The 14,399-nt window shown below is 57.7% G+C and carries 19 protein-coding genes and 1 tRNA gene; 1 reads left to right on the top strand and 19 read right to left on the bottom strand.

From position 1 onward, the window contains the following. Window positions 1–134: 134 nt before the first annotated feature. The 14 genes from virB11 to ERD78_RS05490 all read right to left on the bottom strand — a co-directional run bounded on the left by virB11 (window position 135) and on the right by ERD78_RS05490 (window position 11,467). On the bottom strand, window positions 135–1,154 hold the full coding sequence (gene virB11, locus ERD78_RS05555) for a P-type DNA transfer ATPase VirB11 (protein WP_113933128.1): 1,020 nt from the start codon (window positions 1,152–1,154) through the stop codon (window positions 135–137). Next, the gene (virB10, locus tag ERD78_RS05550) at window positions 1,132–2,265 is read right to left on the bottom strand and encodes a type IV secretion system protein VirB10 (RefSeq protein WP_113933127.1); all 1,134 of its coding nucleotides are present in this window, start codon (window positions 2,263–2,265) and stop codon (window positions 1,132–1,134) included. Before virB10 ends, virB11 begins: the two co-directional genes overlap by 23 nt. After that, window positions 2,262–3,149 (bottom strand): TrbG/VirB9 family P-type conjugative transfer protein, encoded by an 888-nt coding sequence (locus ERD78_RS05545; protein WP_113933126.1) that lies wholly within the window; start codon window positions 3,147–3,149, stop codon window positions 2,262–2,264. Before ERD78_RS05545 ends, virB10 begins: the two co-directional genes overlap by 4 nt. Before the next feature lie 27 nt (window positions 3,150–3,176). Further along, the gene (locus ERD78_RS05540) at window positions 3,177–3,863 is read right to left on the bottom strand and encodes a VirB8 family type IV secretion system protein (protein WP_129968219.1); all 687 of its coding nucleotides are present in this window, start codon (window positions 3,861–3,863) and stop codon (window positions 3,177–3,179) included. A gap of 3 nt (window positions 3,864–3,866) precedes the next feature. Beyond that, the gene (locus ERD78_RS05535) at window positions 3,867–4,004 is read right to left on the bottom strand and encodes a conjugal transfer protein (protein ID WP_129968218.1); all 138 of its coding nucleotides are present in this window, start codon (window positions 4,002–4,004) and stop codon (window positions 3,867–3,869) included. A gap of 89 nt (window positions 4,005–4,093) precedes the next feature. Beyond that, window positions 4,094–5,044: a TrbL/VirB6 family protein gene (locus tag ERD78_RS05530; protein WP_129968217.1), complete on the bottom strand. Its 951-nt coding sequence runs from the start codon at window positions 5,042–5,044 to the stop codon at window positions 4,094–4,096. A 9-nt stretch (window positions 5,045–5,053) separates the two neighbouring features. Beyond that, the gene (locus ERD78_RS05525; RefSeq protein WP_129968216.1) at window positions 5,054–5,758 is read right to left on the bottom strand and encodes a TrbJ/VirB5 family protein; all 705 of its coding nucleotides are present in this window, start codon (window positions 5,756–5,758) and stop codon (window positions 5,054–5,056) included. Window positions 5,759–5,796: 38 nt separating this feature from the next. Next, window positions 5,797–6,180, bottom strand: coding sequence for a hypothetical protein (locus ERD78_RS05520; protein WP_012250606.1), 384 nt, complete (start codon window positions 6,178–6,180; stop codon window positions 5,797–5,799). Window positions 6,181–6,370: 190 nt separating this feature from the next. Then, window positions 6,371–6,925 (bottom strand): hypothetical protein, encoded by a 555-nt coding sequence (locus ERD78_RS05515; protein WP_129968215.1) that lies wholly within the window; start codon window positions 6,923–6,925, stop codon window positions 6,371–6,373. An 11-nt stretch (window positions 6,926–6,936) separates the two neighbouring features. Continuing rightward, on the bottom strand, window positions 6,937–9,381 hold the full coding sequence (locus ERD78_RS05510) for a VirB4 family type IV secretion/conjugal transfer ATPase (protein WP_129968214.1): 2,445 nt from the start codon (window positions 9,379–9,381) through the stop codon (window positions 6,937–6,939). An 11-nt stretch (window positions 9,382–9,392) separates the two neighbouring features. Then, window positions 9,393–9,713, bottom strand: a complete 321-nt coding sequence (locus tag ERD78_RS05505) for a VirB3 family type IV secretion system protein (protein WP_129968213.1) — start codon at window positions 9,711–9,713, stop codon at window positions 9,393–9,395. A 3-nt stretch (window positions 9,714–9,716) separates the two neighbouring features. Continuing rightward, entirely contained in the window at window positions 9,717–10,037 is a 321-nt protein-coding gene (locus ERD78_RS05500) for a TrbC/VirB2 family protein (protein ID WP_129968212.1), read from the bottom strand. An 87-nt stretch (window positions 10,038–10,124) separates the two neighbouring features. Next, window positions 10,125–10,790, bottom strand: coding sequence for a lytic transglycosylase domain-containing protein (locus tag ERD78_RS05495; protein WP_129968211.1), 666 nt, complete (start codon window positions 10,788–10,790; stop codon window positions 10,125–10,127). 11 nt (window positions 10,791–10,801) lie between these two features. After that, window positions 10,802–11,467, bottom strand: coding sequence for a TrbM/KikA/MpfK family conjugal transfer protein (locus tag ERD78_RS05490; RefSeq protein WP_129968210.1), 666 nt, complete (start codon window positions 11,465–11,467; stop codon window positions 10,802–10,804). Here ERD78_RS05490 and ERD78_RS19720 point away from each other — a divergent pair. After that, window positions 11,399–11,605 carry a hypothetical protein gene (locus tag ERD78_RS19720; protein WP_167668795.1) on the top strand — a complete coding sequence of 69 codons (207 nt, stop codon included), beginning with the start codon at window positions 11,399–11,401 and terminating at the stop codon, window positions 11,603–11,605. The genes ERD78_RS05490 and ERD78_RS19720 overlap by 69 nt on opposite strands. A gap of 2 nt (window positions 11,606–11,607) precedes the next feature. Here the strand turns inward: ERD78_RS19720 and ERD78_RS05485 are convergent, their stop codons facing one another. From ERD78_RS05485 to ERD78_RS05465, 5 genes are all read right to left on the bottom strand, one after another. After that, a complete protein-coding gene (locus ERD78_RS05485) occupies window positions 11,608–11,943 on the bottom strand; it encodes a helix-turn-helix domain-containing protein (RefSeq protein ID WP_129968209.1) in 336 nt (111 codons plus the stop codon). Further along, window positions 11,940–12,305, bottom strand: a complete 366-nt coding sequence (locus ERD78_RS05480) for a type II toxin-antitoxin system RelE/ParE family toxin (protein ID WP_180029188.1) — start codon at window positions 12,303–12,305, stop codon at window positions 11,940–11,942. Before ERD78_RS05480 ends, ERD78_RS05485 begins: the two co-directional genes overlap by 4 nt. A 45-nt stretch (window positions 12,306–12,350) precedes the next feature. Next, window positions 12,351–12,644, bottom strand: a complete 294-nt coding sequence (locus ERD78_RS05475; protein WP_129968208.1) for a plasmid mobilization protein — start codon at window positions 12,642–12,644, stop codon at window positions 12,351–12,353. A gap of 73 nt (window positions 12,645–12,717) precedes the next feature. Then, entirely contained in the window at window positions 12,718–14,031 is a 1,314-nt protein-coding gene (locus tag ERD78_RS05470) for a tyrosine-type recombinase/integrase (RefSeq protein WP_167670768.1), read from the bottom strand. Window positions 14,032–14,204: 173 nt separating this feature from the next. Beyond that, a tRNA-Phe gene (locus ERD78_RS05465) sits at window positions 14,205–14,280 on the bottom strand. Window positions 14,281–14,399 lie beyond the last annotated feature (119 nt).

Here is a 14,399-nt window from a genome sequence, read left to right as displayed (position 1 = left end):
AAGCTCCAGGCGAGCCCATGCAAGGCCTGCCCGGAACGTGTGCAGTGCCTCACACGGGTTCAGGGGTAGGTGCGGGCAGGCAGCGATGCCAGTCCGCAAGGATGGAAATGGATGCCCGTCAGGGCGTGGGTGACTCAGGTGTTGATCTGCCGCCTGGGCTCAAACCAGAGCTCTTTCAGCCGAAACCGCTCGAAATGCAGCACGATGTCTATGGTCTGGCGCAGGAAGGCCTGAATGGTTGGCAGATCGAGATTGCCGCCCGTGGGTGATTGCTTGATGAGCATCGCCAGGCGGTCAAAGGCATCGGCGGCCCCGTTGGAGTGGGTGGTGGTGACGGATCCTGGATGGCCCGTATTCAAGGCCGCCAGGTAATCCCAGGTTTCAGGGCCGCGCAGTTCGGCAAGGAATATCCGGTCTGGCGATAAGCGCATGCAGGCGGCCAAGCTTTCGGTGGCCGAAACCCGACCGCGTGTGCCGCCATACATCAGATGAATGCGGTTTCTGTGCCGGGGCAGAATGAGCTCATGCACGTCTTCGATGGTGACCAGGCGTTCATCGACGGGAACCCGGTCGATCAGCGATCTTGCAAAGGTGGTTTTGCCCGAACCTGTCGCACCGGAAATGACCAGGTTCTTGCGGGCCTGAATGGCAGCGAGCAGGAATCCGGGAATGTCACCAGCATCCTTCAGGGCCATCAGTTCCAGATCGGCTTTCGATAGGCCGCCCGAAGTATATTGGGCGGCGGCGTCGTGGGTGGTCTCAAACGCGCCTTCCGCGTGCAGTTCCTCCAGGGAGAACGCCACTTGGGCGTGCTTGCGGATATTGATGGCCAAAGTGCCGTCAATGCAGGCCGGAGGCAGCACGATTTGGCCGCGCTCGCCATCGGGCAGGACGACAGATTGAATGGGGCTGCGTGCCATGTGGTTGTACGCGGCCAGCGCCGTGGCCAGGGCCTCCAGGTGGGGGTAGGAAAGCTTGGGGCACTCGTGAAGCTGCCAGGCACCGCGTGTGCGGGTGTACAGCTCACCGGCTCGCACGATGGCGATTTCAGTGACATTGGGATCCTCCTGATGTTTGGACAAAGGCCGCAGAAAGGTGCGAACCGCAATGGATCGATCAAAGGGGATCGCTTCAGTGGATGGGTTCAAGCTCATAGACGTGACTGAAATCCAGATCACGGGCGACCATGATGCCGATACGCTCGCCCTGGTTCTTGTAAAGGGTGGGAGGAATGTTCAGGGACTTTTCCAGAATCTTTGCAACCGCTTCTTGTCCGCCTTCGGCGGTGTTGTCAAAGCGGATGTTGTTGCTGCCCGATTGCCCTTGATTGGATGCCCAGTTACCGAAGTCGCCCACCAGAGAAAGCAGAATGGCGTTGCCAAAGCGTTCCCAGAAGTGGTTGTCGATATGTCCGCCCAATCCCGCTTCGCCCAGCGGGCCGGTGCCGGGGGAACTTAGATTCACGATGACGCCGGTAGGCGTTTCCAGTCGGTTCCAGGTCACAAAGGCCCGGGCCTGGCCCTGCTGTATGCCTCCAGACTGATAACCCGTGAATTTGGTGCCGGCATCAATGAGCTTGACCTTGCCGTTGGCGCTCATGACATCGTGCGTGGCCAGACACGTCAGAAGCCCGGACTGGGTGCTGACCAGTTTGGTCTGCAGGGTGCAGTCGATCACGGTGCCTTGCGTGAGCAGGAAGTTGCGGTCACCCAGTTGCCCGGCGACCGATGGGGCCAGCTCCAGCGGTCGCAGCTTGTCGGCCAGGGGACCCGCATCGCTATAAGGCCCTTGGGGGGCATTTGACTGGCTTGGGGTCGTGCCGCTTGCGTCTGCACCACCGGCCTGTAGTGGACTGGTCAGCCGACGCTGGGTAAGTTCATCGACGGGAGGTGGAGCTGCGGGTATGGGTGCGGGAACGCTGTAGCTGGGCGCCATCGTTGGCTCAGGATTCGGAGGCGGCGGTGCGGGAGGTGGTGTGGGGCGTTCTACCTTGGGGGCTTTGAGGCGATTGGTAATACCGCTTTGATCGGCTTCCAGACCGCTATCGGCTTTTGCTGCTGGTTCGCGGCTCCAGACCTTCATGAGCACGCCGGCAGCCACTGCCACAGCGATCAGAATGGTGAGCCACAGAAATGCGCGGGCACCGCGTGGGGCGCTGCGCCCGGTTGCCTCCAGATTCAGTGTTTCCCGCTCCAGATTAGCGTCTTTAGGGTTCCCCTCTTGCGAGGCTTGCTCTTGTGCCTGATCTTGTTCCTTTTCCGTCATGGGGAATTCCTTTCTTGCGTGGCTTCGCGTATGCGGATGGTGGGCACAGGTGCCGCAGTGGGCGATTGCGGGCTCGCACTACCCTTGATGCTGCGTCTGACTGCGGGTGATGCCGTCCCGGTATGTGCTGGTACGGGTGTGGTGCCGTAGGCGCCGTTGTGAATCGCCAGCACTTGGTCGCCCAGGCGCAGATGCCATAAGGCAGACGTGCGATGAAGCACCATCGTCCGTTCATCTGCCATGTGGTGATTGGTGATGACTTCTTGTCCGTCAGGCGTGACGCGGTACACGGTCGGGATGTCGGCTTGCGGTGCAAACTGCAGCCAAGTCTGACGACCATCGTCCCAGGCGTGTACCGGTGCGATGGCCGCATCGCCGCTGCGGGTGTAGGTCTGCCAGTTCATGTCAGCGCTGACGGCTTGTAAGGATCGCTCAATCGCAGCCTTTTGTGCGGCCTGGGTTCGTTGCCTGGCTTGAACCTCTGGATAACGGACCACGAGTTTGTACAAGGCGGCTGAATTGCGGTTGTCGCTGTACGAGAGCCTGAAGCTGTAATCGCGCCTGTCAGTAACGACGATAAGGTTGGTGTTGGCGTCTTCTGCCGTGGGTTTGAAGAACAGATGATTGTTCTTGTAGGTAAACGCATAGGCTTGGCTATCGCCAAAGACGTGGTAGACGTATTTTTCGCCGGGCTCCAGCACGATATGGGTGGCCACGCCGATCACGGCATTGAGCTGGATGACATTGGCGTCGTTGTAATTGACATAGCGTACGCGGTGGTCGAGTCGCGAGGAACGAGGGGTCTCCAGCGCCAGCGCGCTGGCAGGGATGGCCAGGCAAAGAAACAACGCCAGCGCCTGCCGACTGGGGAAATGTTTAAACATAAGAATTCCTTCAGATCCTTGTCGGTGTCAGCGCGACAGATCGGCAGCCAAGTCATAGCGCATGACCTGAAAGCCCAGCGGGTTCAGGCGGGCGACCTCTTCGGTGAGCGGCACGTCGGTGTATTGATAAGCCATGGTGGCAATCAGGTGCTGAGCCTTGGTGATGTTGCCCGTGGTGACTTCCCGCTCCGTCTTGGTAAAGCGCACGATAGCGGCCTGGTTGGCACCCAAGGTGATCGAATGAATCTGCACATCGACGGTGCCCTGGGTACCGAGGCGTGTCGTGACGGCGTCCTGCCCTTCGAATCGTTTGCCGTATTGCGTCTGGATGGGTGCAGAGGACAGCAAGGCGCACGTGTCGAATTGCTCCTGTATCGTCTGCCAGCTGTAGCCCTCGCAGTTCAGCACGTACGTGTTCAGAAAATACTTGGCGATGCGCTGGCCGTAGTCTTCGAGCGGCTGGCCCAGGCTGCTGACATGGTCGATGGAGCCGGTGGCGCTATCGACGCGGACCACATACATTTCAGGTGGCTGTTTCAAAGGGGTGAGGCCCGTAACAGCAGCGATGGAGGCCAGGGCGATCAGGCCAGCACCGAGGGCCACCTGCCAGGCGCGTTTACGGCTGCTGACGAGCTCGCCGAGGTGATCGCGCTCCAGGCCGCGCGACTGCTCCAGGTAAGCGGCAACGTCTTCGGATTTAAGTGATGCGGACACGAGTCAAACTCCTTTGAAAAGAGGCGGCGTGGCATTGACTGGCACGCGTGGCGTATCGGCCGGTTGCGGCGGCTGGGGCGCATGAAAGGCGCAACCAGTCAGCAGCCCGGCCAGCGCGAGGGCGGCAAAGAGGTTTTTCATAGAAAGGGTCCTGTCCCGCCGGATTGGCAGAAGGATTGGGGAATAGAAAGTCAGTTGATTGGCCCGGCAAGGGCCGACAGGCGGATTGCCTATTTGGCGCGCAGGCGCAGCATGCTACGCAGTCGTAGCATTGAGAATGCTCCTTTGGCCGCGGTACCCACACCGAGCTGAGCGCCAAAGCCGTTGGAGAGACCGGCTGCGAGGCCTGGGATCATGACCATGATGACAAGGCTGGCGATGCCGACAAGCAGCTGGGCACCGAAAAGCCCGATAATATCCTTGGCACCGCCATTGATCTGATCGGCAATCATACGGATGAGCTGGATGTTCATCTGCAGCAATAGTCCGAAAATCAGGCCGGCCAATAGCGCCAGAAATATGAAATTCAGTGCTTGTGAAACCCAACTATTGAAGAGTGGTTTAGTGGGTTCAAACAGAGTAGCTGCAATGAAAATGGGACCCGTGGCGACGACGAGCGCCATGCCGACCTTGCAGACCACAACTATCACCATGATGATGCTGCCTACCACGGCAGCATTGACACGTACCATCGTGGCAAGAAGGCTGACCAAGACTTCTTTGGTAGATGGTAGAAAGTTGAACCAGGCATCTTGGCCCTTGCCCATCATGGCGTTTGATGCCTTGCCGGTTTCGTTCTGCAGCTTGTCCACCTCTTGGGCCACGCTGCCGGTACTCAGGGCGATCTGCGTAACATCGTCGGGCAGCGCAATCATGGTTTCGGCGATATCGTTCTGGTACAAACCTCCAGTGCCAAAAATCATTGCGACAATGGCTACAAGAATGGCCTTGCGAAAGAACTCTGTGACGGTCATGCTGCTCTGGCCCTGCATCAGTGCAAACGCGTAAACCACAAATTGAATCGTAAGCCCTACCGTGATGACCGGCATTAGGGCTTCAAATAGCGCTTGCATTGGGCCGTTAACCGCATCGCTCAATGTATTTTCGGTTTGAGTCATCACCCATTGGGCAATGTCGCTAGGAGCTGAGGGTGGGGTTACGGAAGGAGTGAGACCAGACATGGTACCGCCTTACTCTTTGGATCCGGCATCTACGCCAGCAGTATCGTTATCCCCAAACCAGCCACCATATACCCGTTCTGCTCTGGCCTGTAACAGGTGACGCTCTGCCTCCAGTTGTTGAGAGGCTAGCTGAATGCGAGTTTGCTCGGCCAGGATATTGGTCTGCTCAATTTGGATTCGAGCCTGTAGCTCGGATATCTCTTTGGGGTTGGTCGTCTGATTGATCTTGTCTTGCAGTGCGTCTACATTGGCCAGACGCTGGGTCATGGAGTCATAGGCTCGTTGACTCATGGCCTTGGCTGTCGCTTCGATGTTCAACGCCTTCTTTGAAAGTTCTGTACGATCCGCTTCAAAATTTACCGGCGCCATCACCGAGTCGGTAACACGGCCAACGTCGCCATCCAGGCTTGAGCCGTTTGAGCGATCAAGTAGCCCTTGGGCATTCGAAGGCAGAGCTGAACGCAACTGCTCACGCATGTCAGGACTGCCGACTACATTTCCGAAACCACTGGATTGTGTGAATGCGGCGAGTTGGCTTTTGGCGGTGGCCAGCTGTTCGGTCAGATTCTTCAGTTGGTCTCTGGCAGTGAGCAATTGCTCCTGTAATTGCGCAATGGTGGCAGCATCGACCGTAGGGATGCCGCTGGCTTGGGCAGGGTTTAAGAAAACGGCGGACAGGACGATGCCCGCCGCAAATGACTTGCAGCGTGTCATGGGAAATACTCCGGAGAATGCGCCTTCAGGCGCGAAGGTCAGGGTTTGGTACTGGCCTGCTTCGCAATGGCTTGGTAATCGGCTTCGGTCGTGCGATGCGCTTTCATCTGGCCCGACACGATGAGGTCAGCGCTTTCATCGTAGGCAACGCGTTTATCACCTACAGCCAGAATGTTGTCTGAATCATCCAGCTTGCCGGGTAGCTTGTGGGTTTGGTAGCCGCCACCAAAAGGGTCCTTGGTGACGAGCGTGAAGAGGAAGCTATCGCCATTTCGGGTGATGTGGATGGCATCAGGGTCATACTTGCTATCCGACTTCCAATAACCAAGAAACTTTTCACCATCTGGTTCAGTCTTGCATCCGGCTACGATGGTCAGCAGCGCAGCGGCGCTAACAGTAGTGATGAAATGTCGTCGATTCATTGGGTTTCCTATGGTGAACGGTTGTTGGGGTGGGCCGGGCTGCGTTTGACTGCCGCCCAGGCATCGGTCACGCTGCAGACGTGCCCAGCCTTTGTAAGCCAGTCGGGCGCTTGTTTATGTTTCAGGATGTACCGACAAAGTACGCCCATGTCGTCATTCGGAGCAGGGATATGTTGGAGGCTGAATGGATTCATGAGCATAGGTCTGGCCCGTCTTGTTCGAGCTCCTGCTCCTGCCTTAGTATGGCTTGATCAAAGCGGACGCCGACCAAGTCAGCCACCCGTTGATACTCGGCGGAGCCAGGTGGGTGGCCGTTCACTTCGTGGATGTGTAGGCTGTAATATTTTTCTACACCTTGCTCAAAGTAAGCACGATCTTCGCGCGGATACGTGGAACGGAACCAGATGTTCGGGGTCATGCTGGGATCGGTGCTCGATGGTTCGGAAATTCCGTAATCCCTGCTATGGCGCACCAAGTCATCGGCATTGAAGGTGACGCGGTCGAGTTCGATATCGTGGGTACTGCCTCCACCCGCTTCCAGATCTGAAAGCGTCCAGCGTTCGCAGTGGATGGAAACGACAAAAGCATCACCTGGGGCCTCTTCGGCTTCCGGGCCGGAAAGTCCCAGGCGGGCATAGAAGTCCTGATCTTTCGTTGCTTGCAAATCGTCGCGGGCCTGTGCTTGGCGCTGGTTGTGTTCAAGCGCTGCTAGCTGCTTTTCCCGATCATGAGTGTCTGGTTTCATAGGCTACCTTCTTATGAAATGGCGGTTATCTGGCGGCTTTGTTTGACGGTGTCCAGGTACACAGGTAGCCAGGCGGCCGGATCATGCCCGGCCTGGGCCACGGCCTGTTCGGCTATCTCAGCCATGTCGGGGCTGCCAGAGAACACCAATAGTTCGTCTTCGCAGCCGGACAAGTCCAGTTGCGCGACCGTGACACTTGAACCTTGCTTGACGAGAAATTTACGGCTGGCCTCGCCCAAAGACTTCAATAACTCGAACTCAGTGGGTGACAGGCCGAAGCCCTCGATGTAGTCGCGGGCCTTGGCTCTGGGGTTAGGCAGCAGAATTAAGGTGGCTGTCTGCTGAACCAGAGAGGGGCCGACTGGGTTTTCCGTGATGGCGCCCGGCTCCTGGGTAGCGAAGGCCAGCACGCCGTTTTTCTTGCGGATGGTGCGGCTGGCATCTTGCATGTCTTCCTGAAAATGCCTGTCCTTCAACGGGTGCTGGCACTCGTCGTACAGATTGATGATGCGCCGGCCATCGTGCAGGGCATCAACGCGGTGCTTCAGATACATCGTGGCTGCGCCTCGTACTGCGTCATCATCGAGTAGTTCGGTCAGATCAAATCCGAAGATGGCGGGTTGGCCTGTGTCGGTGGCTAGACTCAGTTCATCGGCAGGGTTATCGAACACCCAGCCATATTCACCGCCCTGGCACCAAGGGGCCAGGCGAGCATGGATGGTGCTCGTGGTGTCATCCTCACTGTAAGGATTGGGCAGCAAGGTATTTAAAGTCGATAGCGTGCGAGCCTCTCGATCGATCAGCGTGGTTAGCTGCTGCACGGCCTGGGTAATATCTGCCTGCTGCCGTGTGGTGACTGCTTCGCCCCGGCGCTCGGCCAGAAATACGACCAGGCGCACCATGAAGGCGACGTTGCCTTTGGTGGGCTCCATCTGAAACGGATTCCAGCCAGTTGCCTCACCCAGGCGGATGTTGAAGTAGCGGCCCCCCAGCGCCATGATGAGCACCTGCATGCCCTGATCCTTGTCCCAGACAACACACGTTGCACCAAATTTCTGCGCCTGGGTAAGCAGCATTCCCTGCAATACAGTCTTACCCGTGCCGGTCATCCCAATGATCATGGTGTTGCCCGGACGACGCTTTCCGGTTTCGTCCAAGTCCTCAGTAGAGGCATGGAAGTTGAAGAAGAACGGGCTACCTGTCTGGGTTTTGAGCAGCGTGACCGCTGGCCCCCAGGGGTTGCCGACCGGTTTGCCGGTCAGTTGGTTATGCAGGCTGGAAAAACACAGGAAGTTGAGCGATGTGATGGGCACCGGGCGTGGCCGCCAGTGCCAATTACCGGGCAGTTGCGCCCAAAACCCGGCTTCTAGCGCCCGGTCCAGTGGCCGGAAGCCGATTGCCTCTTCGGCCAGCGCCGTGGCGGTCTGGGCCAAGGCCTGGCGCACCCCTTCAGCCGTGTCACCATAAATCAGCATCGTGGCGTGATGATCGCCCAGGCCCAGGCGAGCTGATGTCAGATCGTCCATGGCCTCAGTCAGTTGGGTGACCTGGCTGATCGAATCATCGCCCGAATCGACCAGCAGCTTGTGATGTTTCTTGACCAGCTTTTTGGCTGCCGCTCCGGTATGGCTGCCCCACGATTGAGTGAGCACGAATTCGTGCGGCAGTCCCAGCAGCCGATCCAGGTGTCCCGGTTTTGTGGCTTCCGGGTAGTCGCGTAGCTCCATCATGCCGAAGATGCGGGAGCTGGCGACGGTACGCAGTTCGCCCAATTCTCCATGGCGGCCAAAGATCGGTCTGGCGTAGGGCAGGGTGTCACGCAAGCGTTCTCGGTTGATTGGTACGGGCCGGTGCGTACCGGAAAGCAGAAATCCCAGGAACTCGGCGGCTTCGCTAAAAGCAAAGCCCTTGCGATCTACGATGCCCAGGGTTTGTGGATCGTAGCGGTACAGGCCAGCGCTCAAGGCACGTATGATGCCGTTCAGGCGTTCGATGGATTCGGCTTGCCAGTGCGCAATGCGTTGCGCGTCGGCTTTTTCCAGGCTGGCGAATGTGCCCAGTATCGGATCCTGTACCGGATGAATGAGCACTGTCAGGTATAGATCGTTGATCATCAGGCCCGAGGCGTCGAACGTGGCACGGTAGGCGGCATCGAAACTGGAAGCAAAGGGCTGGTTGAAAGCGCTGTCGGGGTATTCCGTGACGCGACGGCGCACGATGTGGGAGTACAGGCCAAGCGATCCCATGGGTAAGCCGCGTAGCACGTTATGCAGCGCTTCGATCCAATCTTTCAGCTCATCTTGTGCATAGGCATCCGGCGCACGGCCCGTTATCTTTATGACCGCCAGGTATTCATGGTTGTCGCAGGCAATGATCTGGTCGGTGACATGGTGGGAATAGGGCAGATAGCGCGAGACGCGCCGTTCGTCCACGGCCAGGGTGGTAGCAGCAGTCATGGAAACATCCTTTACTTGATGAGTGCGCGCCAGGGCCGACGCCGGTGATAGCCTTGCAGGGCGTAACTGGAGCCCTGCCAGAAGCGTTGATTGCGATTGCGCCGCCGCGTTTTCAGTTCAAGCCACAGCACGTCCAGGGCTTTATCGTCATCGCGGGTGAGAATAGCAAGCGCGGGTATGACGATGAAGAGCAAGCCCCACCAGGCTAGGCCTGCCGTCATCGCGACTATGGCTACGCAGGTAAAGGCGCCCAGTAATAGCTTGGTGGGAACGCCCATGAAGGTGGCCTTGCGGCCCAGTCCCCTAAAGACCGGATAGGTGTTGGCTGCCATGGCTTACTTCCAAAGCAACACAACCAGCTCGGCCACTGATCCGGCCAGCAGCACGCCAATGCCCCAACGGATGGCATCGTCTTTGCGCATGACCTCTGCCGAATACAGTACAAAAATGATGACGCCGATGATGATGGCTGCAATGGGCAGGATGACGTCCAGATTGTCTCTGAGAGTCTGTAATGTCGTTTGTGCTCGGGAAAGCCCGCCGATGGATTGTGCAAATGCAGCCTGATGGATACCGAGCAGTAGTGCGGCTGTAGTCGGTTTACTGATGATCGGTAGGAAGGACATAGCGTTCTTGATGCGTTTCAGTAGAGACATGTAAAGACTCCTGCCCCTGGAAGCCAAGGGGCGCAGTGGTGGTGGGTAAGAATAGGAATGAGTGTGGCTAGGTCGGCCAGGGGTGCGTCAGGCGTCGGTGTCCGAGTTGGTCTCTGGTTTGCCGTCACGCGTTTGTGAAAAACCGTCGGTTGCCGGGTTGGCGCTGAAACCGTCCGGTGCGCCTTCTGGTTGAGCCGGTGGTCCTTGATCGGGTTTCTGCGCTGGCTCTGCCGGCGTGGCCTTTGTCGCAGGCCCTGTCGTTTCGTTTTTCAACGGTGCCAGGGCCGGAACCTTGATCTTGGCTTGGGCCAGCACTTTGCCGACATAGCCATTGGTGAAACCGCGCTTGAAATTGCCGGTGTTGTAGCAGGACAGTGCGGCGCGTAAGGCATGTTGCGGGTCCGTCTGTCGGGGTAACGCTCTGGCATAGCACTCTGCCAGTACCGTCTGGGCAGCCGCCAAGTTGCGGCAGGGATCAAAGACGGTCTTGCTGTCCAGATTCAACCACGCCCAGTTGCGAACATTGATCTGCCCCAGCCCAGCGTCGAAGTCGATGCCCTGGTCAATGAGGCGATCAGCGGCTGCGGTCGCTTCGGCTAATGTTTTGGGTTGCTGCTTTAGATGCTGGCCCTTGCGGTTGACGCCGATGGCGTACTGCCGGACTCGGGATTCATGACGAATCAGTGCATGCAGGGTGACTGGGTGGATGTTGGGTGCGCAGGTGAGGGCCAAGGCTGCAAGTTCTGCGATCATGGCTGGCTCCTTCAGTGTCCACGCCGGTGCCTGGGGTCTGTCAGGGAAAAGTTCCAGCCTTGCGCCCATAACCCGCTATGGTCGGCATCCCATTTGGCTTGCGCGGCCTCGAATTCTTCGGCTTTGACCCAGTGCCCGCCCATGGTTGGCCTGCCGACGTAGCGTACAGACAGCTCATACGTCCAGGCGTGATCGTTGTAAACGACACAATAGGTGGGTAGCTGGTCGAGTGTGACTGTAGGTAGCGGATGGACTTCGTAGACGGTTTGCCCGCTGTCACCGCCGTATTCACGCTTGCGCCATTTGTACGCCGTATCGGCATAGGTTTGGTTCAAGAATTCCGCGTCGCATTTGCCAGCACCGCGTGATATGGCATCAATGCGCTCTGACATGCCTGAGTCGCCGGACGCTGGGCACTGCGATAGAAAGGAACGTCTCGCTGAGACGGTTGCTGACCAGTCCAGGCCGTGTTTGTTGTACTTCCTGATGCCGAAGTAGTGGTCCAGGGATGGACTGCACTGGCCAGGTCGCAGGCTGGATGACAGGCAAAGCGTTGCTTCGCAGGCTAGACGTGGGATGCCAGTGAGTAGGTCAGCCGTGCCGGCGGCATGAGCGACAGGAGCCAGGACGCAGGCGAGCGCCAGCGCCCCAGCCCGCAGGGCGGGAAGGGATTGCATGAAGGTGTCTCCGGGGAAGGGGTACGGCAGGTGGCCTTGGAACAGGCCGAGGACGAATCAGCGTTGACGCTGGAGATTCTGTTAAGCGAGGCCGATCTGTTCAGGCTTGGCCATAGCCCGCAGCCTGTACGGCTATAGTCTTAGGCATGAGTCAGCATCAGATGGCCGACTGTCTCCGGTGTTTTACGCAGGCGAATTTCTATGTCATAGCCCAGGCGGTTCAGGCAGTCCATCAGCTTGCGCTCGGATAGATTTGAGAACTCACCGCGCAGCAGACTCGATACTTTGGGTTGTGTCAGACCCATGCGCTGTGCCGCTTCGACTTGGGTAAGTCCACGCTCCCGAATGGCTTTGGCGATTTCGGTAGTCAGCCCCGATTTGATCTGTAGCTTCTCGGCATCGGGTAGGCCGAGGTCTGCGAATACATTGCCCGAGCTGGCCTCGATTTCAACTCCTGCAACAATGCGTTTAGTCATTTTTTCAACTCCTGAGCAACGATGGCGGCGGCTTTTAGGCGCTGGCGAATGATGTCCATATCTGGCTTGGGCGTTTCAATACCGCGCTTGCTCTTCTTTTGAAAGACATGCAGCACAAAGACGGCCTCAGAGAACCGCACGGTGTAGACGGTTCGGTATGTGCTGCCGGAGTCGTCTTCGATGATCTCCAGTACACCTGCGCTGCCGAAGCCACTCAGCACCTTTACTGCTTCGTGCTGTTCACCTCGTTGGGCGGTATCAAGAACATGGCCAAGGAATTTCCGTACTGGCACAGGTAACGCCAGCAGATCTTTCTTGCTGCTACCAAGCCAAAAAAGCGGTTTTATAGGGGCAGGCTTCACGTTAATATACCATTTCAGGGATATTCTGACTACGTCCAGTAAGAATCAGCGTTGATGCTGCAGTGTTTGTTGCGCGGTGGCAATGTGTTCAGGCTTGGCCATGGCGCGCAGCAGATGGGCGGTTTCGATGGCGGCCAGACGGGTATCGCGCAGATGACCCAGGTCTGCCACGATCTGACGCAACAGCGTCAATTCTTCCTGCAGCATGTCATCGGCGGACAGTCGGCGCCTCATGTAATCCGAGAGGGACAGCCCTGAGAGAGCTGCCGCCTCGCCCAGACGAGCGGCATGGGAGGGAGTCACTCGGATGCGGATGACTTCAGAAAGGGACTCATTCATGGGTAGGTTCCTTGGGAGATACAGTCAGTCGTCACTTGAGCATTGCCACCAGATAGCAATGCCCTAAGTTTCGTCATGTCCCGACCCGTAGCGCAGGCCGTGGCCGATGACGGATGAATTGCAGTATGTTGTCCTCGGGCATAGGCATCTGCCCAACTTCCAGTTCATCCAGAAAGTCGGCCCATTGCTGCACCATCGTTTTGCGCTGGGCAATGAAGGCTGCGCGGTCATAACTGCTGCCGAGCTCTTCGTCTGAAGTGTGGGCCAGATGGCGTTCGATGACGTCGGGCTCCCAGCCCAGATGTTCGCGGATCATCGTCCGTGCTGTGGCGCGAAAGCCGTGACCGGTGATTTCTTCCTTCGTGTCATAGCCCATGGTGCGCAGCGCCGCGTTAATCGTGTTATCGCTGATGTAGCGGCTTTTCTCCGAACGTCGTGACATGCTACGGAACACGGGGCCGGTGGGGCCAGTCAATGGATATAGTTCCCGCAGAACTTCTAAGGCCTGGCGAGGTAGCGGTACGATGTGTGCCGGCGTACGGCTATCCCGTTTTTGCCACTCACGCATCTTCATTTTCTCGGGCGGGCAGCGCCATAGTTCAACTTCAAAGTTGATGTCCTCCCAGTCAGCGAGCCGGATCTGGCCCGGCCGCTGAAACATCATGGGCGCAAGCCTCAATGCACATCGCGTGATGAAATGGCCGTGATAGCTGCGAATATCGCGGAGCAGTTGCCCAAGTTGGGCAGGTTCGGTAATCGCTGCGAAATGCCGACTGCGTGGCGGTGGCAGGCCGCCGGTGTTCTTGTTGACGAAATTCTTGCTCGGCTCCAGCGCTCCCACGTCTACAGCGTATTGGTAGACGTGCTGAACGGCCTCGCGCACACGCTGGGCAGTTTCCAGATTGCCGCGATCCTTCGGACGATGCAGGCACCGGACAATTTCTGTGGGCAGAATCACCTCAATTGGTTTGTGTCCTACCCATGGGAAGATGTGGATTTCCAAATGTCGGATGACTTTCTGGGCGTAGTCCTCCGACCATTCCCGGTCTTTCTTGGCACTGGTGTGCCAGGCGCGGGCTAGTAACTCGAAGGTATGCAGACGAGCGATTCGCGCCAGCTCTTCCTGGTGCTCACGGACTTCTTTCGGGTCCAGGCCATTGGCTCGTTGACTGTTGGCTTCGTATGCCTTGGCTCGTGCCTGCGCGAGGGAAACTTCCGGGTATGGCCCCATCCCAAGTTTGATGGGCTTGCTATCCTTCATGTAACGGTAAATCCAGGCCTTACCCGTGGTTCGCACACGCAGGTACAGATTGTCCCCGTCATTCAGTAGGTATTCCTTCTGGCCAGGCTTGGCCGCTTTGATCTGTGTTTCGCTTAGTAAGCCCAAGACTTGTACCCCCAAAGGCTGTTTTTCACGAAACCATTGTGGGGTACAAACTGGGGTACAGACAAATGCGGGATATAGCGACGCGCAGTGAGACGTCCTGGGCGATGACTGTCGCCTAAGATATTGATATTTCTGCGTTTTGGGATGTTTTGAAGCGTGCTGGAACAGCAAGATGGTGGCCTGGGGCGGAATCGAACCACCGACACAAGGATTTTCAATCCTCTGCTCTACCGACTGAGCTACCAGGCCAACGAAAGGCGAAATGATACACGAAAATTGCGATGCTTGCCCGAATAAGGAGGCCGAATTTCAGCAACGGGTCAGGGGGGTTTATAATCATGCGTGTTCCCGTGTGCCTGTAGCACCGC

It is taken from the genome of Allopusillimonas soli (genome assembly GCF_004153445.1).
GTDB lineage: Bacteria > Pseudomonadota > Gammaproteobacteria > Burkholderiales > Burkholderiaceae_B > Allopusillimonas > Allopusillimonas soli.
The sequence above is the reverse complement of the archived record's forward strand: the minus strand, read 5'-3'. Positions and strand labels throughout refer to the sequence as shown.